General features: G+C 65.0%; 28 protein-coding genes and 1 tRNA gene. 18 read left to right on the top strand and 11 right to left on the bottom strand.

All coding sequences use genetic code 11. From position 1 onward, the window contains the following. Positions 1-330: 330 nt before the first annotated feature. The 5 genes from ASG67_RS02025 to ASG67_RS02005 are packed head-to-tail and all read left to right on the top strand — an operon-like array spanning position 331 to position 4,449. A complete protein-coding gene (locus tag ASG67_RS02025) occupies positions 331-1,236 on the top strand; it encodes an ATP-grasp domain-containing protein (RefSeq protein ID WP_056526279.1) in 906 nt (301 codons plus the stop codon). After that, positions 1,236-2,252, top strand: a complete 1,017-nt coding sequence (locus ASG67_RS02020; protein ID WP_056524534.1) for an LLM class flavin-dependent oxidoreductase — start codon at positions 1,236-1,238, stop codon at positions 2,250-2,252. The genes ASG67_RS02025 and ASG67_RS02020 overlap by 1 nt, the downstream gene beginning before the upstream one ends. Further along, positions 2,249-2,977 carry a methionine ABC transporter ATP-binding protein gene (locus ASG67_RS02015; RefSeq protein ID WP_056524531.1) on the top strand — a complete coding sequence of 243 codons (729 nt, stop codon included), beginning with the start codon at positions 2,249-2,251 and terminating at the stop codon, positions 2,975-2,977. Before ASG67_RS02020 ends, ASG67_RS02015 begins: the two co-directional genes overlap by 4 nt. Next, positions 2,974-3,639, top strand: a complete 666-nt coding sequence (locus ASG67_RS02010; RefSeq protein WP_056524528.1) for a methionine ABC transporter permease — start codon at positions 2,974-2,976, stop codon at positions 3,637-3,639. The genes ASG67_RS02015 and ASG67_RS02010 overlap by 4 nt, the downstream gene beginning before the upstream one ends. Positions 3,640-3,648: 9 nt before the next feature. Continuing rightward, positions 3,649-4,449: a MetQ/NlpA family ABC transporter substrate-binding protein gene (locus ASG67_RS02005; protein WP_056524525.1), complete on the top strand. Its 801-nt coding sequence runs from the start codon at positions 3,649-3,651 to the stop codon at positions 4,447-4,449. A 7-nt stretch (positions 4,450-4,456) separates the two neighbouring features. Here the strand turns inward: ASG67_RS02005 and ASG67_RS02000 are convergent, their stop codons facing one another. Then, positions 4,457-4,888, bottom strand: a complete 432-nt coding sequence (locus ASG67_RS02000; RefSeq protein ID WP_056524522.1) for an acyl-CoA thioesterase — start codon at positions 4,886-4,888, stop codon at positions 4,457-4,459. 75 nt (positions 4,889-4,963) lie between these two features. Between ASG67_RS02000 and ASG67_RS01995 the strand changes: the two genes are divergently transcribed. The 3 genes from ASG67_RS01995 to ASG67_RS01985 are packed head-to-tail and all read left to right on the top strand — an operon-like array spanning position 4,964 to position 8,118. Further along, a complete protein-coding gene (locus ASG67_RS01995) occupies positions 4,964-6,091 on the top strand; it encodes a zinc-dependent alcohol dehydrogenase family protein (RefSeq protein WP_056526276.1) in 1,128 nt (375 codons plus the stop codon). Then, entirely contained in the window at positions 6,088-7,464 is a 1,377-nt protein-coding gene (locus tag ASG67_RS01990) for an aldehyde dehydrogenase family protein (RefSeq protein ID WP_056524519.1), read from the top strand. The genes ASG67_RS01995 and ASG67_RS01990 overlap by 4 nt, the downstream gene beginning before the upstream one ends. After that, complete coding sequence (locus ASG67_RS01985; RefSeq protein WP_082543243.1) at positions 7,465-8,118, top strand: peptidylprolyl isomerase; 654 nt, start codon at positions 7,465-7,467, stop codon at positions 8,116-8,118. A gap of 28 nt (positions 8,119-8,146) precedes the next feature. On the opposite strand, the gene ASG67_RS01980 is transcribed toward ASG67_RS01985, so the two are convergent. The 3 genes from ASG67_RS01980 to ASG67_RS01970 are packed head-to-tail and all read right to left on the bottom strand — an operon-like array spanning position 8,147 to position 11,966. After that, positions 8,147-10,480 (bottom strand): xanthine dehydrogenase family protein molybdopterin-binding subunit, encoded by a 2,334-nt coding sequence (locus ASG67_RS01980; protein WP_056524516.1) that lies wholly within the window; start codon positions 10,478-10,480, stop codon positions 8,147-8,149. Then, positions 10,477-11,463 (bottom strand): FAD binding domain-containing protein, encoded by a 987-nt coding sequence (locus ASG67_RS01975; RefSeq protein ID WP_056524513.1) that lies wholly within the window; start codon positions 11,461-11,463, stop codon positions 10,477-10,479. Before ASG67_RS01975 ends, ASG67_RS01980 begins: the two co-directional genes overlap by 4 nt. Next, complete coding sequence (locus ASG67_RS01970; RefSeq protein ID WP_082543306.1) at positions 11,460-11,966, bottom strand: 2Fe-2S iron-sulfur cluster-binding protein; 507 nt, start codon at positions 11,964-11,966, stop codon at positions 11,460-11,462. Before ASG67_RS01970 ends, ASG67_RS01975 begins: the two co-directional genes overlap by 4 nt. Before the next feature lie 158 nt (positions 11,967-12,124). On the opposite strand from ASG67_RS01970, the gene ASG67_RS01965 reads away from it, so the two are divergent. The 9 genes from ASG67_RS01965 (at position 12,125) to ASG67_RS01925 (ending at position 20,444) form a co-directional block, all read left to right on the top strand. Continuing rightward, on the top strand, positions 12,125-12,463 hold the full coding sequence (locus ASG67_RS01965; protein ID WP_056524507.1) for a hypothetical protein: 339 nt from the start codon (positions 12,125-12,127) through the stop codon (positions 12,461-12,463). Positions 12,464-12,765: 302 nt separating this feature from the next. Further along, complete coding sequence (locus tag ASG67_RS01960) at positions 12,766-14,016, top strand: MFS transporter (RefSeq protein WP_056526271.1); 1,251 nt, start codon at positions 12,766-12,768, stop codon at positions 14,014-14,016. Further along, positions 14,013-15,140 (top strand): metallophosphoesterase family protein, encoded by a 1,128-nt coding sequence (locus ASG67_RS01955; protein ID WP_056524503.1) that lies wholly within the window; start codon positions 14,013-14,015, stop codon positions 15,138-15,140. The genes ASG67_RS01960 and ASG67_RS01955 overlap by 4 nt, the downstream gene beginning before the upstream one ends. Beyond that, entirely contained in the window at positions 15,137-16,387 is a 1,251-nt protein-coding gene (locus tag ASG67_RS01950) for an arsenic transporter (RefSeq protein WP_056524500.1), read from the top strand. The genes ASG67_RS01955 and ASG67_RS01950 overlap by 4 nt, the downstream gene beginning before the upstream one ends. Positions 16,388-16,416: 29 nt before the next feature. Then, a complete protein-coding gene (locus tag ASG67_RS01945) occupies positions 16,417-16,761 on the top strand; it encodes a hypothetical protein (RefSeq protein WP_235535000.1) in 345 nt (114 codons plus the stop codon). Next, on the top strand, positions 16,758-17,378 hold the full coding sequence (locus tag ASG67_RS01940; RefSeq protein WP_056524494.1) for a DedA family protein: 621 nt from the start codon (positions 16,758-16,760) through the stop codon (positions 17,376-17,378). Before ASG67_RS01945 ends, ASG67_RS01940 begins: the two co-directional genes overlap by 4 nt. A gap of 68 nt (positions 17,379-17,446) precedes the next feature. After that, entirely contained in the window at positions 17,447-18,751 is a 1,305-nt protein-coding gene (pncB, locus tag ASG67_RS01935) for a nicotinate phosphoribosyltransferase (protein ID WP_056524490.1), read from the top strand. A gap of 42 nt (positions 18,752-18,793) precedes the next feature. Further along, positions 18,794-19,330, top strand: a complete 537-nt coding sequence (locus ASG67_RS01930; protein WP_056524487.1) for a hypothetical protein — start codon at positions 18,794-18,796, stop codon at positions 19,328-19,330. Between the two features lie 70 nt (positions 19,331-19,400). Beyond that, positions 19,401-20,444: a glycoside hydrolase family 43 protein gene (locus ASG67_RS01925; protein ID WP_056524483.1), complete on the top strand. Its 1,044-nt coding sequence runs from the start codon at positions 19,401-19,403 to the stop codon at positions 20,442-20,444. A gap of 22 nt (positions 20,445-20,466) precedes the next feature. Here the strand turns inward: ASG67_RS01925 and ASG67_RS01920 are convergent, their stop codons facing one another. The 3 genes from ASG67_RS01920 to ASG67_RS01910 form a co-directional block, all read right to left on the bottom strand. Continuing rightward, positions 20,467-20,787, bottom strand: coding sequence for a hypothetical protein (locus ASG67_RS01920; RefSeq protein ID WP_056526268.1), 321 nt, complete (start codon positions 20,785-20,787; stop codon positions 20,467-20,469). 175 nt (positions 20,788-20,962) lie between these two features. Then, positions 20,963-21,037, bottom strand: a tRNA-Gln gene (locus tag ASG67_RS01915). 70 nt (positions 21,038-21,107) lie between these two features. Then, positions 21,108-22,202, bottom strand: coding sequence for a branched-chain amino acid aminotransferase (locus ASG67_RS01910; RefSeq protein ID WP_056524480.1), 1,095 nt, complete (start codon positions 22,200-22,202; stop codon positions 21,108-21,110). A gap of 62 nt (positions 22,203-22,264) precedes the next feature. Between ASG67_RS01910 and ASG67_RS01905 the strand changes: the two genes are divergently transcribed. Next, on the top strand, positions 22,265-22,753 hold the full coding sequence (locus ASG67_RS01905) for a MarR family winged helix-turn-helix transcriptional regulator (RefSeq protein WP_056524477.1): 489 nt from the start codon (positions 22,265-22,267) through the stop codon (positions 22,751-22,753). A gap of 12 nt (positions 22,754-22,765) precedes the next feature. On the opposite strand, the gene ASG67_RS01900 is transcribed toward ASG67_RS01905, so the two are convergent. The 4 genes from ASG67_RS01900 to ASG67_RS01885 form a co-directional block, all read right to left on the bottom strand. Further along, entirely contained in the window at positions 22,766-23,575 is an 810-nt protein-coding gene (locus ASG67_RS01900; protein WP_056524473.1) for a pyrroline-5-carboxylate reductase family protein, read from the bottom strand. Continuing rightward, entirely contained in the window at positions 23,572-24,075 is a 504-nt protein-coding gene (locus ASG67_RS01895; RefSeq protein ID WP_056524470.1) for a YbjN domain-containing protein, read from the bottom strand. Before ASG67_RS01895 ends, ASG67_RS01900 begins: the two co-directional genes overlap by 4 nt. A gap of 89 nt (positions 24,076-24,164) precedes the next feature. Beyond that, entirely contained in the window at positions 24,165-24,428 is a 264-nt protein-coding gene (locus tag ASG67_RS01890) for an accessory factor UbiK family protein (RefSeq protein ID WP_056524467.1), read from the bottom strand. A 28-nt stretch (positions 24,429-24,456) separates the two neighbouring features. Further along, the gene (locus tag ASG67_RS01885; RefSeq protein ID WP_235534999.1) at positions 24,457-25,008 is read right to left on the bottom strand and encodes a TspO/MBR family protein; all 552 of its coding nucleotides are present in this window, start codon (positions 25,006-25,008) and stop codon (positions 24,457-24,459) included. Between the last annotated feature and the right edge of the window lie 59 nt (positions 25,009-25,067).

Raw genomic sequence — 25,067 nt, 5'->3', positions numbered from 1 at the left:
ATGTCTGGCGTTCGATAGCCCTTGGGCGGTGTCGGCTCCAAAATTTTCGACAGGCGTCGTCCAATCTCCGCTATCTTTCCAATGATGCTCCATATCGCTGCGCACCGACGGCGATAGAGCAGCCTTTCCAACCCCGATCAATTGCTCCCTTGACTGTCGACAGGCAAGACATGCTTGCGATTTGCAGGATCGATCGGAGGCTTGCAACCGGCGTTTACGGCCGGAGCAGCTCCCCGGACGCGAAATCAAAGCTTTTCCTTCGACAAGGGCTTGGCCGGTAGTGGCGACGATCCGACAATGGCAAAAGCCGCCTTCAGCATTCGAGGCCTCATGACCGATCTCGCCGTCCTCTACGAACACCCGCTCTGGTTCGCGCCACTTTTTGCCGCACTGGAGAAGCGCGGGATCGATGTCGCCAAATGCTCGCCCGATGGGGACTGGAACCCGGCCGATCCGATGCCGCCGGCACGCGTGGTGTTCAACCGGATCGCCATGTCGAGCTTCCTGCGGTCGGACGAGCATCCCATCTTCCACGCGATGGCGTTGCTCGATCATTGGCGGCGGTCTGGCGCGCGCGTCATCAACGGCGCCGATGTGTTGGCGATCGATGCGTCCAAGGCCCGGCAATTGTCGCTGATCGCCTCACTGGGCCTCGCCATTCCCGATACGCGGGTCGTCCACCGTGCGGCCGATGTGGTCGAGGCGGCGCGGACCCTGCCCTTCCCGTTGGTGGTGAAGGCCAATATCGGCGGCTCCGGTGCCGGTATCGTCAAATTCGAGAGCCTCGACGAGCTGCGTGCCGCCGTGGCCGATGGTAGCTTGCCGATCAGTGTCGACGGCGTGTTGCTCGTGCAGGATTACGTCCCCGCCCGTGACGGCATCATCACTCGGATCGAGACGCTCGACCGCCGTCTGCTCTATGCGATCGAGGTCGCGGGCGGCGGCGCGTTCGACCTGTGCCCGGCAGACGCATGTGTGGTGCCGGGATTGGGCATCCGTATGACGGCGGTCGATCCGACCAGCGAGTTGAGCACCGCGGCGGAGCGGATCGCCGACGCGGTCGATCTCGACGTTGGCGGGGTCGAGGTGATGATCGACGACCGCGATGGTGTACCGCGCTTCTATGACATTAATGCGCTGTCGAATTTCGTCGCACGGCCGCTCGACGTGCTGGGCTGGGACCCGCATGAGCGCCTCGTCGATTATCTGGTCGAACAGATCGAGAAGGCACGCTGATGCGGTATGGATATTGGACGCCGGTGTTCGGCGGCTGGCTGCGCAATGTCCCGGACGAGGGGATGGACGCCAGCTGGGACTATACGAAGCGGCTAACGCAGGACGCGGAACGCTGGGGTTACGACCTGACGCTGATCGCCGAGCTGAACCTGAACGACATCAAGGGCATCGACCAGCCCGCGCTGGATGCCTGGTCGACCGCGGCAGCGATGGCGGCGGTGACGGAGCGACTTGAGCTGATGGTCGCGGTCCGGCCCAATTTCCATCACCCGGCGCTGTTCGCCAAGGCGGCCGCCAATATCGATCGCATCGCCGGCGGCCGGCTGGCGCTGAACGTCGTGTCGAGCTGGTGGGCGGACGAGGCGACGCAATATGGCCTGCAATTCGACCAGCACGACGATCGCTATGCCCGCACGCAGGAATGGCTAACCGTGGTCGATGGGCTATGGACCAAGGATCGGTTCAGCTTCGATGGTCAATTCTATCATACGCAGGAAGCGATCTGCGCGCCCAAGCCGGTCAAGCGCCCTACCGTCTACGCGGGCGGTGAAAGCGAGAAGGCGAAGACAATGATCGCCGCACAGTGCGACGCCTATGTCATGCACGGCGATCCGGTCAGCGCGATCGCGCCAAAGATCGCCGATATGGCGGCAAGGCGCGAAGCGACAGGCAGCGCGCCGATGCAGTTCGGCATGGCCGCCTATGCCATCGTCCGCGACAGCGAGGCGGAGGCGCAGCGCGAGCTGGAGCGGATAACCACCGTCATCGACCTGCCCCCCGGGTTCGCCAATTACGACCAGTGGCTGTCGGGCACGCAGCTGGAACGCGAATTGAAGCTGCAGGAATATTCAGTCTCCAACCGCGGCCTGCGCCCAAATCTGGTCGGCACGCCCGAGCAGTTGAAGGAGCGCATCGCCGAATACGAGGCCGCCGGACTCGACCTGTTGCTGCTCCAGATGAGCCCTCAGCATGAGGAGATGGAGCGTTTCGCGGTGCAGGTGATGGGCACCGCATGATCGCGATCGATCGCGTATCCAAGCGGTTCCCCGACGGCACCGCCGCGTTGGATGGCGTGTCGCTTGATATTCCGCGCGGGGCGGTGTTCGGGGTGATCGGGCGGTCGGGCGCGGGAAAATCGACGCTGCTCAGGATCATCAATGGTCTGGAACAGCCGAGCGGAGGAGATGTAAGCATCGATGGCGTCGCGCTGTCTTCGCTCGACCGTGCAGGTCTAACCGCGTTGCGTCGGCGGATGGGGATGATCTTCCAGTCGTTCGGACTGCTCGCCAATCGCACCGTAGGGGGCAACGTCGCGCTGCCGCTGGAACTGGCCGGTATTGGCCGCACCGAGCGCGAGGTGCGTGTTACCGAACTGCTCGACCGGGTCGGGCTGACGGACAAGGCTGATGCCTATCCCGCCCGCCTTTCGGGCGGTCAGCGCCAGCGTGTCGGTATCGCCCGTGCGCTCGCCACCCGCCCCGATATCCTGCTGTGCGACGAGGCAACCAGCGCGCTCGATCCGGAAACGACGCGATCGGTGCTGACGCTGCTCGGCGAACTCAACCGCGAACTGGGACTGACGATCGTCCTTATCACCCATGAGATGTCGGTGGTTCGTGAAATCTGCGACCGGGTTGCGGTGCTCGACCATGGCCGCCTGATCGAACACGGGCCGGTCGACGCGGTATTCGGCACGACCGGCCATGCCGCGACGCTCGCGCTGTTGGGCGAGCCGGCATGACGGGCTGGTTCGCGAACATCGTATGGGGCGATATCGGGCAGGCGACGCTCGACACGCTTGTGATGCTCGGTGCCTCGCTGGCGCTGACGATCCTGCTCGGCGTGCCGCTAGGCGTGCTGCTGTTCCTAACCGACCGTGGGCAATTGGCTCAGAGCGGCTGGATCAATCGGACGCTGGGCGTCGTCGTGAACGTCCTGCGATCGATCCCGTTCGTCATCCTGTTGATCGTGATGATCCCGCTAACGCTGCTCATCGTCGGCACATCGTTGGGCGTGGCGGGGGCGATCCCGCCACTGGTCGTTGGCGCTGCGCCATTCTACGCGCGGCTGGTCGAACAGGCGCTGCGCGACGTACCGCGCGCAACGATCGAGGCAACGCAGGCGATGGGCGCCAGCCGATGGCAGATCGTGACGAAGGCGCTGTTGCCGGAAGCGTTGCCGGGTCTGGTGTCGGGCGCCACCGTTACAGCGGTGGCGCTGGTGTCGTTCACCGCGATGGCCGGTGTCGTTGGCGCGGGCGGGCTCGGCGATCTCGCCATCCGTTACGGCTATCAGCGGTTTCAGACCGATGTGATGCTAGTCACTGTCGCGTTGATGGTGCTGCTCGTCCAGATCATCCAGCTCGGCGGCGACTGGCTCGCACGCCGGGTCGACCACCGTTAGAGGTATCCCATGATCGACCGCCGCTTCCTCCTGAGCCTCGCCCCCGCGCTGTTGCTGGCCGCCTGCGGTGGCGGTGACGCAAAATCCGACGCCAACCACCTGTCGGTGGCCGCAACCGCGGTGCCGCACGCCGAGATATTGGAGCAGGTGAAGCCGGTGTTGGCTAAGGAGGGTCTGACGCTCGATATCCGCGTGTTCAACGATTATGTGCAGCCCAACATGCAGGTCGATCAGGGCCAGATCGACGTGAATTATTTCGAGACGAAGCCCTATCTGGACGACTTCACAGCCTCGCGCGGCACGAAACTTGTGCCGATTGCGGGCATCCATGTCGAGCCGCTGGGCGCCTATTCACGCAAGTGGAAGACGATCGCTACCGTGCCGAACGGCGCCAGCGTCGCGATCCCCAACGAGCCGAGTAACGGCGGTCGTGCGCTGTTGCTGCTGCAAAAGGCCGGGCTGATCCGATTGAAGGACCCGGCGAACCCGCTGTCGTCCCTGCGCGATATCACCGCCAACCCGAAGAACCTGCAATTCCGTGAACTGGAAGCCGCCACCTTGCCGCGCGTGCTGGGTGAGGTCGATCTGGCGCTCATCAACACCAACTATGCGCTCGATGCGAAGCTGAATCCGGTGCGCGATGCGTTGGCGATCGAGGACAAGGACTCTCCCTACGTCAATTACGTCGTCGGACGTCCTGGCGCGGCGACCGACCCCCGCGTCGTGAAACTGGTCGCCGCTCTCCGCAGCCCGGCGGTCAAGCAGTACATTGAGACGACGTATAAGGGCGCAGTCCTCCCTGCTTTCTAAGATCTGCTCAACCGAGCGTCATCAGCCGTTCCCGCCATGCGGCCGGGAGCGGCACAGGGCGGCGGCTGTCGCGCCCGACATAGACATGCGTGAACTGAGCCTCCGCTGCCGCTTGGTCGTCACCGGCCGTGAACACGCCGAGATAATAGGTGACGCTGGAACCGCCCAGCCGCTCCAGCGCCAGCCCAATCTCGACGGGCTCCGGATAAGTGACGGAGCGGGCGTAGCGGCAGCTCGTTTCGACGACGAGGCCGATCGGATCGCCCGCCGCCACGTCGAGCAACCCCGCCTCGATCAGCCAACCGTTCACCGCCGTGTCGAACCAGTGGTAATAGACCGCGTTGTTAACGTGACCATAAGCGTCGTTGTCGCTCCACCGCGTCACGATCGGCTGCCACCAGCGATACGCGTCGCGTGCCCGTAATGCATCCCGCGCCATGGTTTCTCCGTTTGCCGATCATCGGCTAGCATGGCGAGCGACGGGCACGAAAGCGCCGAATGGAGAGGAATGCCGATGAAGATCGAGGCCGCCGTCCTGCGCCATCGTGGCGCGTCACGTCCCTATGTGGATAGCCGCCCGCTGGTCATCGAGACGCTAGACCTCGATCCGCCGGGCAAAGGCGAGGTGCTGGTCCGCATCGCCGCCGCCGGGCTGTGCCATTCCGACCTGTCGGTCATCAGCGGCGACCGGGACCGCCCAGTGCCGATGGCGCTGGGGCATGAGGCGGCGGGCGTCGTCGAGGTGCTCGGCCGGGATGTCGACGATCTGGCGGTTGGCGACCACGTCGTGATGGTCTTCATGCCCAGTTGCGGTCATTGCCTGCCGTGCGCGGAGGGGCGGCCGGCGCTGTGCGAGCCCGGCGCGGCGGCGAACGGCGCGGGCACCTTGCTGGGCGGCGGGCGGCGCCTGCATGACGGTGAGACGACGGTCCATCATCATCTCGGCTGTTCCGCCTTCGCCAGCCATGCCGTCGTCTCGCGGCGCTCGCTGGTGAAGGTCGATCGCGACCTGCCGCTGGAAGACGCGGCGCTGTTCGGATGTGCTGTGCTGACCGGTGTCGGCGCGGTCGTGAATACCGCGAAGGTGCAGGCCGGGCAGACCGTGGCGGTGGTCGGACTGGGCGGCGTCGGGCTGGCAGCGGTGCTGGGCGCGATCGCGGCGGGTGCGGCACAGGTGATCGCGGTCGATCTATCGCCCGACAAGCTGGCCCTCGCCCGCGACCTGGGTGCGACGGCCACCGTTCTCGCCGGGGCGGAAGCCGCGGCCGAAGTTCGGGCGTTGACCGACGGCGGCTGCGACGTGGTACTGGAAATGGCCGGCGCGATCCGCGCGCTGGAGAGTGCGGTGGCGATGACGCGGCGGGGCGGCACCACTGTTACCGCCGGCCTGCCACCACCCGATGCCACACTGCCCATCAACGTCGTCGCGCTGGTCGCGGAAGAGCGGACGCTGAAAGGCAGCTATATCGGAACCTGCGTACCCACCCGCGACATTCCGCGATACGTGGCGTTGTACCGGGCCGGGCGACTGCCCGTCGACCGGCTAGTCAGCGGTTATCTGACGCTCGACCGGATCAACGAGGGTTTCGATGCGCTACACGCCGGCACCGCAGTGCGCCAGATCGTGAGGTTTCCACAATGAGCCGTGATTTCGTCGAATCGATCAACCCCGCCACCGGCGAGGTCATCGCTCGCCATACCATGCTGGATGCCAATGCGCTCGATAAGGCGCTCGACACCGCCCATGCCGGATGGATGGCATGGCGGGATAGGCCGCTGGCCGATCGTGCCGCCACGCTGGCCGCACTCGGCGCCGTCTTGCGAGATCGCGCCGATCGCTTGGCGCGGTTGATAACTGCCGAGATGGGCAAGCCGATCGCTCAAGCTCGTGCCGAGGTCGAGAAATGCGCCGGCCTATGCGACTGGTATGCCGCCAACGGCCCCGCCCTGCTGGCCGACGAGCCGCTGCCCGTCGCCGACGATGGTCAGGCGGTCGTCTGCTGGCAATCGATCGGCATCGTATTCGCGGTCATGCCGTGGAATTTCCCGATCTGGCAGGCGTTGCGCGCGGCGGTGCCGATCATGCTGGCCGGCAATGGTTTTGTCCTGAAACATGCCGACAATGTCCAGGGATGCGCGGCGCTGCTGGCGGACACGGCGGTGGCGGCGGGTATGCCCGTCGGCGCGTTCACCAATGTCGCTATTACGCAGGAGGCCAGCATCGGCGTGGTCGGCGATCCGCGCATCGCCGCTGTCACCGTCACCGCCGGTCCGGCAGCGGGCGCAGCGATCGCGGCAGAGGCAGGCCGGCATCTGAAAAAGTCGGTGCTTGAACTGGGCGGCGTCGATCCGTTTATCGTGCTGGCCGATGCCGATCTGGATGCGGCGGTCGCGGCGGCGATAACGTCTCGCTTCGCGAACGCCGGGCAGGTCTGTATCGCGGCCAAGCGGCTGATCGTCGAGGCACCCGTGCTGGCGGCATTTACCGAACGCTTCGTCGCCGCGACCCGTCGGTTGGTGGTCGGCGATCCGATGGACGACGCGACATTCATCGGTCCGCTGGCCCGCGCGCGCGGCCGCGACGAACTCCACGCGCATGTCGTTGCCAGTGTGGATGCGGGGGCGCGGCTGCTGCTCGGCGGCGAGCCCCTGCCCGGCCCCGGCAATTTCTATGCGCCCACCATCCTTGCCGATGTGACGCCGACGGTGGCGGCAGGATGCAACGAATTGTTCGGTCCGGTCGCGGCGATCATGACCACCAACGATGCCGACCACGCGATCGCGCTGGCCAATGCGACAGAATACGGCCTGTCCGCCGCGCTTTGGTCAGGCGATGCCACCCGCGCCGACAAGCTCGCCCGCCGGATCGACGCGGGCGCGGTGTTCGTCAACGGCATCTCCGCCTCCGACCCCCGCGTGCCGATCGGGGGCATCAAGCGATCTGGCTATGGCCGCGAATTGTCATGGTTCGGTGTGCGCGAGTTTGCCAATGCCAAACTGATCTGGACACGCTGAATGCTGACCGTTGCCTATCGTCGGCGCGCCGTTATCGTATCGGTCATGATCCGCCCGCTTCTCGCCCTTTTCGTGACCCTGACGCCGCTTGCCGCCTTCGCGCAGCAACCGGCCGCCGTGCCGACGCCGGTGCGCGTGACCATCACGACCGCCGACGGACCGATCGTCGCCGAACTGGACGCCGTGCGCGCGCCCATCTCGACGGCCAACTTCCTGCGCTACGTCGATGCCAGGCGGTTCGATGGCATCACGTTCTTCCGGTCGATGAAGCTGCCGTGGAATGCCGGCATCATTCAGGCGGGGCAGCATGATGCGAAAAAGGTCTATCCACCGATCGCGCATGAACCGACCAGTAAGAGCGGCCTCAGCCATGTCGAGGGCGTGTTATCAATGGCGCGGCGGGAACCCGGCACAGCACAGGGCGACTGGTCGATCACGATCGGCGACATGACCGGGCTGGACGCCAAGCCGGATGGTCCGGGCGACGATGTCGGCTATGCGGTGTTCGGCCGGATCGTCGAGGGGATGGACGTCGTGCGACGCATCTGGTCCGCGCCGACCGATCCCAACGCCGGCGATGGCCCGATGAAGGGCCAGATGCTGAAGCCGCCCGTCCGCATCCTGACCATCCGCCGCGTGGCGCCCGCGGGATAACGATACGAGCGAACGGCCCGCCGCCGCGCTACACCAGCAGCTTGTCCAGCGTAATCGGCAGGTCGCGGACGCGCGTGCCGGTCGCGTTGTAGACCGCATTCGCCACGGCCGCCGCCACGCCGGTGATGCCGATCTCGCCCACCCCGTGCGCGCCCATCGGCGTGTGCGGATCGGCGATATCGGTCCAGATCACCTCGATCTCCGGCACGTCGAGATGCACCGGCATGTGATATTCGGCGAGGCTGGGGTTCATGATCCGGCCGTTGCGCTCGTCAAACTCGGTTTCCTCCATCAGGGCAAGGCCAAGGCCCATAATCATCCCGCCCCGGAACTGGCTGCGCGCGGTCTTCGGGTTGAGGATGCGGCCACAATCGAACGAGCCGAGGAAGCGGCTGACCCGAATTTCGCGGGTCACGGCGTTGACGCGCACCTCGCAGAAGATCGCGCTGTGCGAGTGCATCGACCAGTGCATCAGCTCCAGCGGCATTGAACCTTCCGCCGATACGCTGACTTGATCGCGCTGTGCCCGTTGAAGGATGGACGCATAGCTTTCGCGTCGAGCCGGATCGTCCAGTTTGGCCAGCCCGCCATCCTCGCTGCCGACCTCATCGGGTGACAGCCCTGCCAGTGGCGAATCATTGCCCGCGAGTTTCAGCAATTCGGCGACAAGTGCGTTGTGCGCTGCGATCACCGCCGCGCCGATCGCGGCCGTCTGTTGCGATCCACCGGCCAGAATCGCGCCGGGGATGATCGAATCGCCATAGCGCACCTCGACCGCCTCCAACGGCAAGCCGAGCCGATCGGCGGCGACCATCGTGGTCGTTGTCGATGTCCCCATGCCCATTTCATGGGCCGCCACCTCGACCAGCGCGGTGCCGGCCCGGTCCAGTGTGATCCGTGCGGCCGCGCCCGGCATCCGGTAATAGGGATAGGTGCCGGTCGCGCAACCCATGCCGATCAGCCATTCGCCCTCGCGCTGTGCGCCCGGCAGTTCGCGCTTGTCCCAGCCGAATTTCTCGGCGCCCGCCCTCCATGCCTCGACGATATGCCGCGCCGAAAAGGGCAGGCCCGAGGTTGGGTCAACATCCGGCTCGTTGCAAATGCGCAGTTCGATCGGATCAATGCCGAGATCGACCGCGAGTTCGTCGATTGCAGATTCCAGCGCGAACGTGCCGACCGATTCGCCGGGCGCGCGCATGAACGTGTTGGCGAGCATGTTCATCCGCACGACATCGACCGACAGCTTGATACTGTCCGCCGCATAGCCGGCTCGCGTGCCGAGTATGAACGGTTCGGGCATGTTGTTGTGCGGGGTCGTCGCCGTCGTGCCGGCGTGGATCAGCGCCTGGAAATGCCCGTCGGCCGCCGCACCGATGGCGACCCGCTGTTCGGTCAGCGTGCGCCCGCCAACCCCACGATACACCCCCTCACGGGTCAGCGCGATCCGCACCGGGCGCCCCGCCAGCTTCGCCGCCGCCGCGCCCAGTATCTGGTGATCCCAAAGGCATTTGCCACCGAAGCCCCCCCCGACATAGGGGGAGGTCACGCGGACCTGCTCCACGTTCAGGTCGAACACACCAGCGATCGTTGCTGCTTCCATCGACACCAGCTGGCTGGCATCGTGGACGACCAGATCGCCGCCGACCCAGGCGATCGTCGCGGCATGCGGTTCGATCGCGTTGTGATTGTGCCGGGGGGTGCGATAGACGTGATCCACCTTGTGCGGCGCCGCCGCCAGCATCGCATCGGCATCGCCGATCTCGTTCACCAACGGCTGCCCCATGAAGGACGCCGGCGCCGCGCCCTTCTCCTTGGCCGCGGCGAACGACGTTACAGCTTCCTCGACTTCATAAGTCGCGACGATCAGCGAAACGGCATGATCCGCCTGCTCCTGCGTTTCTGCCAGCACCACCGCGATCGGCTGTCCGTTCCAATGGATACGGTCGTCCTGCATGATTGGCAGGTCGGCGGGACCGGCGGCGGTCGGTGATGATCCGAACACGGCGGGCTGCTTCATCCGCGGCGCATTTCGGTGCGTCATCACCGCCACGACGCCGGACGCCGCCTCGGCCGCCGCCACATCGAGCGTGGCAATCCGTCCGCGCGGGATCGTCGCGAAGGCAAGTGCGGCATAGACCATGTCGTCGAGCGCGAATTCGGCGGCGAACCGTGCCGCGCCCTTCACCTTCAGCGGTCCGTCGAGTCGGGGCACCGACGTACCGATCAGCCCGTGCTTCCGCGCGATCAACGGGTCGGGCACGCCACCTGGGATCCAGCTGTCGGGCGCCAGCGGCACCAGTTTGGCCATTGCGCCCTGCACCAGACCCTGTGCGGCTTCCTTGGCGGTATCGAGAATGCTCATGCAGTGGCTCCCGACAGGTCGCCGAGAACGGCGACGATCGTGCGTTTGGCGAGTTCGATCTTGAACCCATTGTCGCGCAATGGCCTGGCGTCGGCCAGTTCGGCGATCGCCGCATCGCGGAACGTCGCCTCGGTCGCCGGTCGACCCCGCAACAGCGACTCCGCGGTCGTAGCGCGCCATGGCTTGTGCGCGACGCCGCCCAGCGCGAGACGGACGTCTCTGATCTCCCCACCGACCACATCGATCGCGGCGGCGACAGAGATCAGTGCGAAGGCGTAACTCGCCCGGTCACGGACCTTTCGATAGGTCGACGATGCGGCGAATGGCAACGGCGGCAGTTCAATCGCGGTTATCAACTCGCTCGCGTCCAGAACCGTATCGAGCTCTGGCCGATCGCCCGGCAGTCGGTGCAGGTCGCCGAACGCGAGAGTACGCGCGCCGCCCGGGCCCTCGACATGGACTACCGCATCCAGCGCTGCGAGCGCCACACACATGTCCGACGGATGCGTCGCCACGCACGCCGACGATGCCCCGAGGATAGCGTGGATGCGGGTAAATCCGCCGACCGCATCGCAACCCGATCCTGGCGCGCGCTTGTTACACCGCGATCCATCCGTGTCGTAAAAATAGGTGCAGCGCGTCCGCTGGAGTAGATTGCCGCCGACCGTCGCCATGTTGCGAATCTGCGCCGACGCCCCCGCCAGGATCGCGCGCGACAGCATGGGATAGCGCGTCCGCACCGCTGGATGCTCGGCCAGCGCGGTATTGCGGACAGCCGCTCCGATCAGCAGACCTCCATCTGGGGTTTCGGTGATCGCGTCGGATAATCCGGTGACGTCGATCAGCTTGTCAGGCTTCGCGATCGTTTCGCGCATCAGGTCGACCAGATTGGTGCCGCCGCCCAGATAGGCTGCCGTGCCGCCGCGTCCGAGATGCAGCGCTTCTGCGGCGTTGCCCGCCCGTGCATAGGAGAACGGGGTCACGCCGCCATCTCCGCCGCGACCGTGTCCCGGATCGCGTCGATGATCCCGTTATGCGCGCCGCATCGACAGAGATTGCCGCTCATCCGCTCTTGCAGCTCCTCGCGCGTTAGTCTGATATCGGCGGAGAGATCGGCGCTGACATTGCTCGGCACGCCGCGCTTCGCCTCGGCCGCCATACCGATCGCGGAGCAGATTTGGCCGGGCGTGCAGTATCCGCACTGGAAGCCGTCATGATCGATGAACGCCTGCTGCAACGGGTGCAGAGCATCGCCATCCGTTAGCCCCTCGATGGTGGTGACTTGGCGCCCCTCATATTGCACCGCCAGTGCCAGGCAGGAAAGGATACGCTCACCATCAATCAGGACGGTGCAGGCTCCGCAAGCGCCTTGGTTGCAGCCCTTCTTCGTGCCGGAAAGATGCAGTCCCTCGCGCAGCAGATCGAGCAGCGAGACACGGGGGTCATCGGGCAGCGCGACCGCAGAACCGTTGACGAGTATTGGCATCGCCATCTCCTGATGCGCCGGCGATACCGGATGGTTCGCAGGGCCCGTATTAACTACCGACCGGTATACCCGGGTCGTCCGCGATCTGCCAAGCGGCGAATGGCGCGGATGGCGCTGGATCGCTAATGGAGAGATCATAAATTGTTTTAGGCAACGTCATGGCTCGCAAACATTCGAAACACGGTCCCTATGAGGACGTGCAACCCGCAGACGAAGCACCGGCACCGGTCGTATCTTGCTGGCTATGCGGCCGTCCGACCGGCAAGACCATCGTCTGGCATCATCCCGTCCCCAAGAGTCGGGGCGGTCGCGATGTCGTTCCCATGCATCCTATCTGCCAACAGACGCTGACCGCGAACTTCACCAATTCCGAACTGCAACGCCACGCGATGGACGTAGAGGCCCTGTTGGCCAACCCCGCCGTGCGCAAGTTCGTGGATTGGGTAGCGAACAAGGATCCCGACTTCACCGCCACAACGACGAAGAAGCAGCGCTGAGCGGAAATACCGCAATCGGCATGGCTTTTGCCCTTCAGCCATAGAGGCCCGGTGCTCCTGCACCCCCCACCGCACGACGCCTAAAAAAAAGCGGTCGCTTTGCCTTCGCCGTGATCTCGCGCGCCACCGGTATTTTCGTTCCGCTTCGGAACTGATGTGCTTGGTGAAGCGATACGGCGAGACGATCACATCTCGCTAAAAGCCTTCGTAAACCGAATCTGAACGACGCCGTTCAGGCTGCTGCCGCTGGAGCGTTCTACCGAACGCCCCACATTTCGTTGCGCGAATCCTGGAGACACATGATGGCATCTGTAGCAGCCATGCCTGATACGACGGGATCGCCCAACGGACACGCACCCACCCGCACGTTGGATGCGCTCAATTTCTTCCTGGCGGACGTTCGCGATGGGCTGGGGCCTTACCTGGCCATCTACCTGTTGGTCGTTCGCGGTCCGTCGCACGGCTGGAACGAAGCGACCGTCGGCCTCGTGCTCACCATCGCCGGCATCGTTGGACTGCTATCTCAGACGCCCGCCGGCGGTTTGATCGATCGGGCGAAGAACAAGCCGCGCATCGTCATCGGCGCCGCATTACTGGTTACGTTGAGCAGCCTGTCGCTGCCGATCGTATCGGGTTTCACTATGGTGACGATCACCCAGTCGATCGCCGCGGCGGCGGGTGCGGTGTTCGCACCGGCGATCTCGGCGATCACGCTGGGTCTGGTCGGGCCGAAGCTGTTCGCCAAGCGGGTCGGCCGTAACGAGGCGTTCAACCATGCCGGCAATGCGGTGTCGGCTGCACTGGCCGGCGCGCTAGCCTGGTCGTTCGGACCTGTCGTCGTCTTCTGGCTGATGGCGGCGCTGACCGTCGCCAGCGTCATCGTCGCGGCACGGCTGAAGAACGATCAGATCGACAACGCGGTCGCCCGCGGCCTCGATTGCGAACCGGAGGAAGGATGCGAGGAGCCGAGTGGCTGGAAGACTCTGATCGAGAACCGGCCGCTGATGATCTTTGCCGCCGCCGCCTTCACCTTCCATCTGGCAAATGCGGCGATGCTGACATCGGTCAGCCAGTTGTTGGGCAGGACCGTTGGCACCGACAAGGCGACGTCGCTGACCGCCGCGTGCATCGTCGCGGCACAATTGGTGATGGTGCCGGTCGCGATCGTCGTCGGGCGGAACACCGAGCGCTGGGGAACCAAGCCCATCTTCCTGGTTGCGTTCGGTTTCCTGGCCGCACGAGGCGCCCTCTACACGGTATCCAACGATCCGTGGTGGCTGGTCGGCGTACAGGCACTGGATGGTATCGGCGCGGGGATTTTCGGCGCGCTGTTCCCCGTGATCGTCGCCGACCTGACCAAGGGTTCGGGTCGGTTCAACGTCAGCCAAGGCGTGGTGTCGAGCGTATTCGGATTGGGTGCAGCCCTATCGGCGACGCTGGCCGGATCGATCATCGTCTGGGCAGGATATAGTGCCAGCTTCCTGACGCTCGCCGGTATCGCGGCCGCTGGGTTCGTCCTCTATCTCACTGCCATGCCGGAGACGCACAAATGACCGGAGTCCCCTGCCTGACCTGGGTCCATATCGGCGATCTTCACATGGACGAAGCGAATGGCTGGCAGAGCCGGGCCCGGCTCACGGCGATCGTTACCGAGATCAACGAGCACATCGGTGACGCGGCGCACTTCGTCTTCCTGCCCGGCGACAATGCCAATCACGCGACCGTCGAACAATATCGGGTCATCACTGAAAGTCTCGCCCCGCTGCGCCTGCCCTACCGGGTCATTCCGGGTGATCACGATTTCGAACTGGGCGACCTTGCCCATTATGACGCCGCTTTTCCGCAGGCGAACCGGCCGGAGGCGGAGGTCATCGCCGGCCACCGCTGCATCTTCCTCGACATCATTTCAGCGGGCGCTGGCGGACCCGATTTCCGGCTGACGATGCACCACCGAAATCGGCTGCTCGAGGAACTGGCACGTGCCGAGGCGGAGGGGCAGGTACCGGTCGTGTTCATGCACGCCTATCCCGGCGATCTGGCCGCGGATGGCGAGGATATCGCCCGCATCTTCGCCGACGCACGCGTTGCCTTTGTTGATACCGGGCATACGCATTACACCGAGTTGCTCAACGATGGCCGCGTCATCTATGGCGCCACACGCTCGACCGGCGAGATCGAGGAGGGCGGCGGCAAGCCCGGTTTTTCGATCACGACGATCCACGGCCGCGTGCCGAGCTGGCGATTCAAGGAGACGGGTGGGGAATGGCCGTTCGTCCAGATCATCTCGCCAGCGGACGTCCGGCTGGTGACCCGACCGGCCGACGCGACGCACGTTCCACGTCCCGGTGAGGTAGAGATCGTCGCCAAATTGTTCGGCAACACGGAACAGCCCGTGATGCTGTCGGTCGACGATGGTCCTGCCCGGCCGATGACATCTTTACCCGGCACCGCTCAATGGTCGCTGCATATCGCGCTAGACGCCGGCCTTCATCGCGTCATGGCCAGCGTCGGCACCGATCGCGACGTCATCGAAGTGCTGGTACGGGGCGCAAAGGATATTCCCCGACGTGGTATGCCCATCGCGCCGGGCCGTGACATTCACAGCATCGGCGCATGGCCCGAGCACGGCATCGCCGGCACGCAACTCGGCCCCAACAAGAACGGGAAGCGCTGGTGATACTCGCGACAGGTGCGACTTGGGGTATCTGCGCGGCCTCCACCGCAGCCGTGATCGCGCGCCCTTTTCGCTGGCCGGAGGCAATCTGGGCGGTGGCGGGTGCCGTACTGTTGCTGCTGTTCGGTCTGATGCCCTTCCCCGCAGCGATCGGCGCGGTGGCCAAGGGACTGGACGTCTATCTGTTCCTGATCGGCATGATGCTGCTGAGCGAGGTCGCGCGGGCGGAGGGGCTGTTCGATTGGGTCGCCGCCACCGCTGCCATTTACGCCAAAGGGTCCACGGCTCGCCTGTTCGCGCTCGTCTATGTCACCGGCATCATCACCACGACCTTCCTGTCGAACGACGCGACCGCAGTCGTGCTGACGCCGGCCGTATATGCGGCGGCCAAGAAGGCCAAGGCCGATCCGCTGCCCTTGCTGTTCGCGTGTGCACTGATTGCTAATGCGGCAAGTTTCGTGTTGCCGATCTCCAATCCCGCCAATCTGGTGTTGTACGGCGGCAAGATGCCGCCGCTCGGCCAGTGGTTCGCGTCGTTCGCGCTGCCGTCGCTGGCGTCGATCGCGGTCACTTTTCTCGTTCTGCGGCGGCTTGAGCGCAAGCGGCTGGCGGGTAGCTGCATCAGCGAAGTCGAGCGCACGCCGCTGACCGCAGGCGGCAAGGCCGCCTTTGTCGGGATCGTCGCCACCGCGATCGTGCTGCTGGTCGTCTCCGCGCTCGATATCGAACTCGGACTGCCGACCGCGATCGCCGGCATCGTCACGACGCTGGCGCTTTGCGCGATCGCTCGCACGTCGCCGATCGCGTTGCTGCGCGATATCTCATGGAGCGTGTTGCCGCTGGTCGCCGGGCTGTTCGTGCTGGTCGAGGCGCTGGACCTTACCGGCGTGATCGGCTGGGTCGCGGCTATGATCCGCACCGCGTCGGCCGATCCCGCGCAGGCATCGGCGGTTTCGGGCACGATCCTAGCCTTCGCATCGAACCTGATGAACAACCTGCCGGCCGGCCTGGTCGCCAGCACAGCCGTCGCACAGGCTCAGCCGCCGCGATTGGTCGTCGACGGCCTGCTGATTGGTGTCGATCTTGGTCCCAACCTGTCCATCACCGGCAGCCTGGCGACGATCCTGTGGTTGCAGGCGATACGGCGGGAGGGCGAGGATATCGGCTTCTGGCGGTTCCTGAAGGTGGGCGCCGTGGCGATGCCGCTGGCGTTGATCGCCGCGCTCGGCGCGCGGATCGCCCTCGGATGACACGAGACCGGTTATGGCGACGCCTGCTCATGGCGCTGTTCGTCGCCGTGTTGGCCTTCACCGGCTATCACGCGGTGCGTACCGTCAGCGATGCGATCTATTGGAACGCGCACCGTGACGAGCCGATCGAGCGCTGGATGACGATCGGCTATGTCGCACATTCCTACCACGTCCCGCCGCATATCCTCCACCGCGCGTTGAATCTGCCGCCGGAACCCGATCGACGCCCATTGGGCCGCATCGCGCAGGAAAGCGGGCGTTCGATGACGGAGATCGAGGCAAGGCTGACCTACGCCATCGTCCACGCCCGGCCCCCGTATCCGCCGCCTGCCCCGCCTGAAAACATCTTGCGGCCGGCAAAGCCGAACTCGTGACCGAACAGCTTCTCGAACTGCTGACGACCTATGGCTTGCCCGCGCTTTTTGGCGTGATGGTGCTGGCGGCGGCAGGCATGCCCTTCCCTAGCTCTCTGACGCTGATCGCCATGGGGTCGTTCGTGGCGCAGGGCGAACTGGATTTTTGGCCGGTCGTGCTGTCGGGCGCGGCCGGCGCGGTTTTGGGCGACCAGATCGGATATGCTTTCGGCCGATATGGCGGTCGGCCGCTTCTGGCGGCGGTGACGAAGCGGATCGGCGGCGCCGACAAGGTCGCACAGGCGGAGGCGTATTCGCGCAAATGGGCAGGATGGGGCATTTTCTTCAGCCGATGGCTGATCGGTCCACTCGGCCCCTGGATCAACGTTACCAGTGGCCTGACGGAATATCCCTGGCGGTGGTTTGTCATCCTGGATGTTGCCGGCGAATTGCTCTGGTTGGTGATCTACGTCTCGATCGGTCGCGCATTCAGTGATCAGGTGCAGACCGTTGCAAGCCTGCTCGGGAATCTCACCTGGGTCGTCGTCGGCCTACTCGTCGCCGGATTTTTGGGATGGAAGCTGTTCGGGAGACAGCCGACGGAGGCGTTGCCCGTGCCGCCCGACGCCGCCGCCTGAAACGAAGGGACGTGGATCGCGAAGTCGTGCATTGATGGCAAGGTCATCAGTCCGGCACCGGGAGCAACATGGCCGTCACCGACATCGCGACCCGCACGTACGACCATGGCTTTCGTCTCGATCCGATCGTTCGCAGCCTGCTCGACACGGACTTCTACAAGCTGCTGATGTTGCAGATGATCCGGCATCTGTACCCGGACGTGCGGGCGACGTTCGCGCTTATTAACCGGACGAAGACCGTAAGGCTGGCCGATGACATCGACGAAGCCGAATTGCGCGTCCAGCTCGACCATGCGCGCACTGTGCGTTTCACTAAAAAGGAACTGATCTGGCTGGCGGGCAACAGCTTCGCCGGGCAGGACCGGATCTTTGAGCCCGACTTCATCGCCTGGCTCGCCGGTTTCCAGCTTCCCGATTACGACCTGCGTCGCGCCGATGGCCAGTTCGAGCTGCACTTCGCGGGGCCGTGGACGCACACCACGCTGTGGGAAATTCCGGCGCTGACGATCATCAACGAACTCCGTTCGCGTGCCGCCACGCGGGACATGGGCCGCTTCACCCTCGACGTCCTCTATGCCCGGGCAAAGGCGAAACTGTGGGACAAGGTGGAGCGATTGCGCGCCTTGCCCGATCTTGTCATTTCCGATTTCGGCACGCGTCGACGCCATGGCTTCCTGTGGCAACGCTGGTGCGTAGAGGCCTTGAAGGAGGGTCTGGGCAACCGCTTCATCGGGACGTCAAACGTCCTGCTGGCGATGGACAACGACCTTGAGGCGATCGGCACCAATGCGCATGAACTGCCGATGGTGCTCGCTGCGCTGGCCGACAGCGACGCAGATGTCGCGGCGGCCCCGTACCGTGTTCTCGACGACTGGCGGCGGCATTATGGGGGTAATCTGCTGATCGCTCTGCCCGACGCCTTTGGAACGGCATCGTTCCTGTCAAGAGCGCCGGATTGGGTCGCGGACTGGACCGGTTTCCGCCCCGACAGCGCGCCGCCGATCGCCGGTGGCGAGCAGATCATCCGTTGGTGGCAAACGCACGGCCGCGATCCAGCGACCAAGCTGCTTATCTTTTCCGACGGTATGGACGTCGAAGCCATCGAAGCGACCTATCGTCATTTTCATGGTCGAGTGCGGCTGAGCTTTGGATGGGGAACCAACCTGACCAACGATTTCCGCGGCTGCGCGCCTGATGCCACCGGTGGTCTGGAACCCATCTCGCTGGTCGCCAAGGTCGTGACGGCCAACGGCCGCCCTGCGGTCAAGCTGTCCGACAATCCTGCCAAGGCGACCGGCGACCCTGCGGAAATTGCGCGCTATGTGCGGATCTTTGGCGAGGAGGGTCGATTGCCCCTGCCCGTGTCGGTTTAGCTACTTCTGCCACCCGCCGACCGAGCCACGAAAGGTCCTTGCATGTATCTTGCCCTTCTGGCCGCGGCCATCACCCTGATGCCGGTGGAGGCGGAGGCTCCCGTGCCGAAACCCGGCACGATCACCATCGTGGCAGGCGGCACCGGGACGGCGGTCGATCCGGTGATGGCGACGTTCGTGGGCGCTGTCGGCAATGCCATGCTGCGGACCGGCTTCTTTCCCCTGCCGGATACCGGCCATGGCCGGTACGTGGCCACGGTGAAGGTGTCACGCACAGCGCGCGGCATCGTGACGTCGGCCGGCGACGGATCATCGGCGTCCAGTCTTGACCGTCAGGGAAGCGGCCTGTCCCTGAGCCTGCCGTCAGCCAAGCGTCAGTTGCGCGGGCTGGTCGTGACCCGTCTGGACGTGATCGTCACGCTTCGCAGCGACGGCCACACGGTGTGGTCCGGATCGTCGACCACGGCGCGCATCGACGAAACGCAGGCCGGTTCGCCTGCCGCTGTTGCCACCGCCCTGTCCGACGCCCTCCTTTCGCGGTTTCCTCAACCATTGCCGGAAACACTCTCCGTGCCGTAATCATCCGCTAAACAGGATATTCGATCGGTGACGACAAAGCGCTGATCCGCAGGCAAGAGACGGAGAATCCATGCGTCGACAATTGATCGCGTTGGCGTTGGCGTTGATGATGACTATGCCGACGCCAGGCAGCACCCGCACGGTCGCGCCCGCGCCGCTGCTGATGCCGGACATGCCGCTTCACGATCCCTGGATTGTCGTGGACCGCGCAACCGGGACCTACCACCTGTTCACCCGCAACGAACGCCGGATGACGGGCGACAAGCGTCTCGGGATTATGGCCTACACCAGCCGCGACCTGAAGCACTGGACCAGGCCAAGCCTGATCTTCACGCTGCCGCCGGGCACCTGGGCGAACGACGGTGCGTGGGCGCCGGAAGTTCACCGGTGGAAGGACCACTGGTATCTGTTCGCGACCTTCTACAACGACGATGCCAAGCTGCCGGCGAAGGGCAAACGCCAGCCAGTCCGTCGCAGCACTATTTTGGCGGTGGCGGACAAGCTGGGCGGGCCTTTCCGGCTGGTGCGCGGTGGCGCGCCGGTAGTCGATCAAGGACAAATGACGCTGGATGGGACTCTCTATATCGATCCGGTGGGCAAGCCGTGGATGGTCTATGCCCATGAATGGGTACAGGTTGGCGACGGGACGATCGAGGCGCTGCCGCTGACTGACGATCTTGCCGCCGCCGGCCCACCCCGGGTGTTGTTCAAGGCGTCCGAGGCGGAATGGGCGGATGGCAAGCCGCAGAAGGAAGGCGATACGATCTACGTCACCGACGGGCCGGAGCTGTTCCGCACGCGGACCGGCGTGCTGCTGATGCTATGGTCCAGTTACGACAAGCAAGGCTATGTCCAGGGGATCGCGCGATCGAAGAGCGGCGGGATCGAGGGACCGTGGGAGCAATTGCCGCCGCTGGTCCGCGGCGACAGCGGGCATGGCATGTTGTTCCGGCGACTGGACGGGACGCTGATGATGGTCCTGCACCGACCGTTCAACAACGCCCGCGGCAAGCTGTACCAGATGCGCGACGCTGGTGATCGGATTGAGTTGGTGCGCGAAGCCACCGAACTGGATGGCGACAAGGCTGGTGCCGCCACACCCATTCGAGAATAGTGCGCTGAAGTGGCGGCTCCCTTCAGCGACCCTCCGCATCCACCGTAAAAACCATCGGCTTACCCCGCGACACCGGCTCCCATCCCGCCGCCAACGCCGCTCGTATCCCGCGCGAAACCGTTGCGTCGTCGAGTTGAAGGCGCCCTCGTTGCAACCCCTTCAACAGGCGTTTGGGCGGCGGGAATTCCAGCAATGCCTCGCGTTGGGTGTCCCGCTGCCGAAGGGAAACGATCATGCCCTTCCAGCCATCGTCATCCGACCATTGCGGCTCACGCTGAAGTTGCCAGTCGTACGTTTCGCCATCCACATCGATGGCGCCATTGTTACTTCGGGAGTTTGACATACAATCAGCCGTAGCATGCTGATCGTGCCAAGCCACGGCCACATCGCGTCCGCAGGCAAACCCGCCCTCGGCCACCTGCTTGTCGACGGTCATCGCATCGGCGCGTCGCGCGCCGAGGATGGCAGCGGCGGACCGCGCTCCGCCGCACTTCGAGCGATCGTCTATCTGGTACCGTTGGCTGGGGCGGCAGGATTCGAACCTGCGCATGGCGGCACCAAAAGCCGCTGCCTTACCGCTTGGCGACGCCCCAGCAACCGGCCGGGCTTATACCGGTGTCAGCGGCATTGGAAACCCCGATAAGCATCGGGGACCAAATCGCTTCAGTCCAGCCGGTGCAGCCAACCATGCGGATCGGGCGCAGTGCCACGCTGGATCGCGACCAGCGCCTGATGCAGGCGATCCGTCACCGGGCCACCGGCACCATTGCCGATCGTGAAGTCGCCGTCACGATCGGCGACCTGACCGATCGGCGTCACGACCGCGGCAGTGCCGCAGGCGAATGCCTCGATCAACTGACCGCTATTGGCATCGTCGCGCCACTGGTCGATCGAATAGGGCTGCTCATGCACGGTTATGCCGGCGTCGCGGGCCAGCGTCAGGAGCGAATCGCGGGTGATGCCCGGCAGGATCGTGCCCGTCAGCGGTGGGGTGCGCAGGCTGCCGTCCGCGTGGACGAAGAACAGGTTCATACCGCCCAGTTCCTCGACCCAGCGTCGCTCGGCGGCGTCGAGGAACACCACTTGATCGCAACCGCGCGCGATCGCGTCCTTTTGCGCGATCAGGCTGGCGGCGTAATTGCCGCCGCACTTGGCCGCCCCGGTGCCGCCGGCCGCGGCACGGGTGTGTTCGCGGCTGACCCAGACCTTGATCGCCCGCACGCCGCCCTTCCAATAGGCGCCGACCGACGAAGCGATGACCATATAGAGATATTCCGCCGAGGGTTTGACGCCCAGGAACACCTCGGACGCGAACATGAACGGGCGCAGATACAGCGCGCCGTCGCCGTTCGGAATCCAGTCATGGTCGGCCGCGACCAGCCGCTCGATCGATTCGATGAACAAATCTGCCGGCAGTTCCGCCATCGCCATCCGGCGCGCCGAATCGCGGAAGCGGGCGGCATTCGCTTCGGGGCGGAAAAGCGCCGTGCCGCCATCAGCCAGCCGGTACGCCTTCATCCCTTCAAAAATTTCCTGCGCATAATGCAGCACGGACGAGGCCGGATCGATCGCCAGCGGCGCGCGGGCGGTGATGTGCGCGTCATGCCATCCCTTGGCGTCCGAAAACCGGATGACCGCCATGTGATCGGTGAAGACGCGACCGAAGCCGGGATCGATCAGACGCTCGGCGCGCTCCGCCGCCGCGACAGGCGCAGAATGGGCATCGAGGCGGAAAACGGAAGGTTGAGGAACAGACATTCGCGACGATCTCGTTCGTGATGGGTTGCGGACGCGTATGAGGGCTGGTTAGACGGGTCAACATGGCTGCCCCAGCACACTCCGCACCCGCCCAATTCCTTCGCGAGCCCGAACTGCGCCGCGGCCTGGAACTCTTATACTTCGGTCATAGCTACCTCAACCGGTCAATCGATCAGGATTTGGCGACGCAGGGACTGGGCCGGGCTCATCACCGGGCGTTGTATTTTATCAGCCGCAAGCCCGACTTGACCGTGAGCGAGCTGTTGTCGTTACTGGCGATCACGAAACAGTCGCTGGGGCGTGTGCTCAACGAGCTGACCGACCGCGGTTTAGTGGAGAACCGGCCGGGTGATCGCGACCGGCGCCAGCGTCTGCTGCGGTTGAGCGAATCGGGTCGTAAACTGGAAAGTGAGTTGTTCGAGGCGGCGCGGCAGAAGATTTCCGAGGCCTATTCCAGTGCCGGCCCCGCCGCCGTGGCGGGCTTCTGGGCGGTGCTCGAAGGACTGATCCCGGAGCCCGGCCGCCCGCAGGTGGAGGCATTGCGCCGCTGAGTTCGCCGATCGTCAGCCGCGCGCGGCCGATGCCATCTCCGCATTACGCCGGGCAGACGCCGCCAATGTGGCCGTCATCAATCGGATCAACGCCTGATCGGCGTCCAGCACGTTGAGCCCCTCGCGGGTCGATCCACCGGGGCTGGCGACGCGATCGGCCAGGGTCGCAGGCGGATCGTCAGCCGCGACCGCCATCGCCGCTGAGCCTGCCAGCGTCGCCAGCGCCAGCCGTCGGGCCTGTTCGGCAGGCAGACCCAGCGCCTCACCCGCTTCCGCCAGCGCATCGGCAAAGCGGAACACGAAGCCCGGACCACAGCCCGCCAGTGCCGTCACCGCATCGAACGCACTTTCGTCTGCGACCCACTCGGCGTGGCCGAGCGCGGCCGCCAGCGCATAGGCGGCATCGCGGACGGCAGGGTCGGACGAATCCGTGTAGAGTGCCGTCACCCCCTGCCCTATCGCCACAGGCAAGTTGGGCATCGTCCGCACGATCGCATCCGCCGGGATGCGCCGCGCCAGCGCCGAAACCTCGACCCCCGCCAGGATCGACACCAGCATGGCGGGTCGCAGCCCGGCCAGCATCCGCGCGACGATGTCGAGTTGCTGCGGCTTCACCGCCAGCATCAGCGTGGCAGGGCGTTCATCGGCCGGAATGGCCGTCAGCGAGCGAACGCCCGCCGGTACTCCCCCACCGCTGCGCGTCACGACCGTCACGCTCGCCGGATCGAGTCCTGCTGCGATCCAGCGCCGCAGCATCGCGCCGCCCATATTGCCGCAACCGATCGACCACAGCGGTCCAGCAGGCAGACCCGGGGCGCTCATGCCTCGCCCTGCGTCTCTACCAGCGCAGCCGCTAGCGCTTCCTTGGGGTTCTTGCCACCCCACAGGACGAACTGAAACACCGGATAGAAGCGCTCGCACTCCTCGATCGCCGATTCGACCAGGAGTTCCGCGCCAGCCAACGTCAATGTGCGATCCTCATCACCGTCGATCATCGCAGCATGACGGAACAATAAGATCCCGCTCGACGACCAAAGCTCGAAATGCCCGATCCAAAGCTGCTCGTTGACCAGCCCGATCGTCTCATAAATCGCAGCGCGACGATCGTCGGCCACCTTAATATCGGGGAAGGCGAGAAACTGCAGCACGCTGTCGTCTTCGCGCCACAAGGCGCGTAACTCGTACGTGGCCCAACTGCCCTTTACCGACGCGACGATCTCATCGTCCTGACGCTCGTGCTCCCAGCTATGCGCGGCGTAATAGGCTTCGAGCATATCGATGGGGGCGGCATCGTCCTCGTCATGATCGGCTTGGTTGAGCATCGGCTCCTTTTCGCACGTGTACGTACCGCGGGGAAGCGGTGGCGCGGGATATCGGGATCGTAGGGGCAGCCAAGGCCGCCCCGGCGCGTTCAGGCGGTGGGGAGCGGATCGCTCGACTTGGCTTCCAGCGCGTCGAGCCGGGCGCGCAGGACATCGGCCTCATCACGCGCCGCCGCCGCCATCGCCTTCACCGCGTCGAACTCTTCGCGGCTGACGAAATCTAGGCCGCCGATCCACTCACGGGCACGGGTGCGCGCGCTCGACTCCGCCTCGCGACCCATGCCCGCGATGGTGCCTGCCGCCCCGTTCACGAATTTGGACAGATCGTCGAAAATGCGGTTGTCGGATTGCATGGCGGTATCCCTGTATAGATCGGTATCGTTACAACATCTGGGATGTACGAACCGACGGCACAAGGGTTTCGGCGTTGGGGTTCATCTGGTCGATGCTCCACGTCAGCACGCCGGCGAAGCTGATCCATACCAGATAGGGTACCATCAACCACGCCGCGATTGTCCGTACGCGGGCGAAGGCGATGGTGGTGCCGATGCCGAAGACGATCATCGCCGAGATCAGGCCGATTGCTGCCGTTACCCGGTGGGCGCCGAAGAACAGGGGCATCCAGCCAAGCGACAGCGCGAACCCCAGCATGAACAATCCCGTCGCCAGCGCCCGCCCCCGCGCGCCGCGCGCGTTCAGCACGATCGCCACCGCCACGCCCATCAGGATGTAGATCGTCGTCCAGGCGACCGGGAAAACCCAATCGGGCGGCGTCTGCGCCGGCTTTGCCAGCGCCTGATACCAGAGATTGTCGGAACCCGCCGGCGCCGTCTTGCTGGATGCGAAACCCAGCAGCAGAACGAGCGGCACCGTGACCACTGCCCAGCGCAGCAACGACATGCGGAGTTGCCCCTTCGATGCGATCGCGCTCACACTACCTCCGTCGTTGCCGCCCGTCGGGAGGCTCCCGCATCTTCCTGCCGCAACGTCGT

This window comes from Sphingomonas sp. Leaf339 (genome assembly GCF_001426195.1).
Classification (GTDB): domain Bacteria; phylum Pseudomonadota; class Alphaproteobacteria; order Sphingomonadales; family Sphingomonadaceae; genus Sphingomonas.
The sequence above is the reverse complement of the archived record's forward strand: the minus strand, read 5'-3'. Positions and strand labels throughout refer to the sequence as shown.

Coding starts and splice junctions, on each gene's coding strand:
- ASG67_RS02015 (WP_056524531.1), top strand. CDS start 2,249: ATGATCGCGATCGATCGCGTATCCAAGCGGTTCCCCGACGGCACCGCC.
- ASG67_RS01965 (WP_056524507.1), top strand. CDS start 12,125: ATGGCTCGCAAACATTCGAAACACGGTCCCTATGAGGACGTGCAACCC.
- ASG67_RS01955 (WP_056524503.1), top strand. CDS start 14,013: ATGACCGGAGTCCCCTGCCTGACCTGGGTCCATATCGGCGATCTTCAC.
- ASG67_RS01960 (WP_056526271.1), top strand. CDS start 12,766: ATGGCATCTGTAGCAGCCATGCCTGATACGACGGGATCGCCCAACGGA.
- ASG67_RS01980 (WP_056524516.1), bottom strand. CDS start 10,480: ATGAGCATTCTCGATACCGCCAAGGAAGCCGCACAGGGTCTGGTGCAG.
- ASG67_RS01970 (WP_082543306.1), bottom strand. CDS start 11,966: ATGCCAATACTCGTCAACGGTTCTGCGGTCGCGCTGCCCGATGACCCC.
- ASG67_RS02025 (WP_056526279.1), top strand. CDS start 331: ATGACCGATCTCGCCGTCCTCTACGAACACCCGCTCTGGTTCGCGCCA.
- ASG67_RS01920 (WP_056526268.1), bottom strand. CDS start 20,787: ATGTCAAACTCCCGAAGTAACAATGGCGCCATCGATGTGGATGGCGAA.
- ASG67_RS02005 (WP_056524525.1), top strand. CDS start 3,649: ATGATCGACCGCCGCTTCCTCCTGAGCCTCGCCCCCGCGCTGTTGCTG.
- ASG67_RS01905 (WP_056524477.1), top strand. CDS start 22,265: ATGGCTGCCCCAGCACACTCCGCACCCGCCCAATTCCTTCGCGAGCCC.
- ASG67_RS01910 (WP_056524480.1), bottom strand. CDS start 22,202: ATGTCTGTTCCTCAACCTTCCGTTTTCCGCCTCGATGCCCATTCTGCG.
- ASG67_RS02020 (WP_056524534.1), top strand. CDS start 1,236: ATGCGGTATGGATATTGGACGCCGGTGTTCGGCGGCTGGCTGCGCAAT.
- ASG67_RS01895 (WP_056524470.1), bottom strand. CDS start 24,075: ATGCTCAACCAAGCCGATCATGACGAGGACGATGCCGCCCCCATCGAT.
- ASG67_RS01900 (WP_056524473.1), bottom strand. CDS start 23,575: ATGAGCGCCCCGGGTCTGCCTGCTGGACCGCTGTGGTCGATCGGTTGC.
- ASG67_RS01985 (WP_082543243.1), top strand. CDS start 7,465: ATGCTGACCGTTGCCTATCGTCGGCGCGCCGTTATCGTATCGGTCATG.
- pncB (WP_056524490.1), top strand. CDS start 17,447: ATGGCCGTCACCGACATCGCGACCCGCACGTACGACCATGGCTTTCGT.
- ASG67_RS01930 (WP_056524487.1), top strand. CDS start 18,794: ATGTATCTTGCCCTTCTGGCCGCGGCCATCACCCTGATGCCGGTGGAG.
- ASG67_RS02000 (WP_056524522.1), bottom strand. CDS start 4,888: ATGGCGCGGGATGCATTACGGGCACGCGACGCGTATCGCTGGTGGCAG.
- ASG67_RS01890 (WP_056524467.1), bottom strand. CDS start 24,428: ATGCAATCCGACAACCGCATTTTCGACGATCTGTCCAAATTCGTGAAC.
- ASG67_RS01990 (WP_056524519.1), top strand. CDS start 6,088: ATGAGCCGTGATTTCGTCGAATCGATCAACCCCGCCACCGGCGAGGTC.
- ASG67_RS02010 (WP_056524528.1), top strand. CDS start 2,974: ATGACGGGCTGGTTCGCGAACATCGTATGGGGCGATATCGGGCAGGCG.
- ASG67_RS01945 (WP_235535000.1), top strand. CDS start 16,417: ATGGCGCTGTTCGTCGCCGTGTTGGCCTTCACCGGCTATCACGCGGTG.
- ASG67_RS01925 (WP_056524483.1), top strand. CDS start 19,401: ATGCGTCGACAATTGATCGCGTTGGCGTTGGCGTTGATGATGACTATG.
- ASG67_RS01995 (WP_056526276.1), top strand. CDS start 4,964: ATGAAGATCGAGGCCGCCGTCCTGCGCCATCGTGGCGCGTCACGTCCC.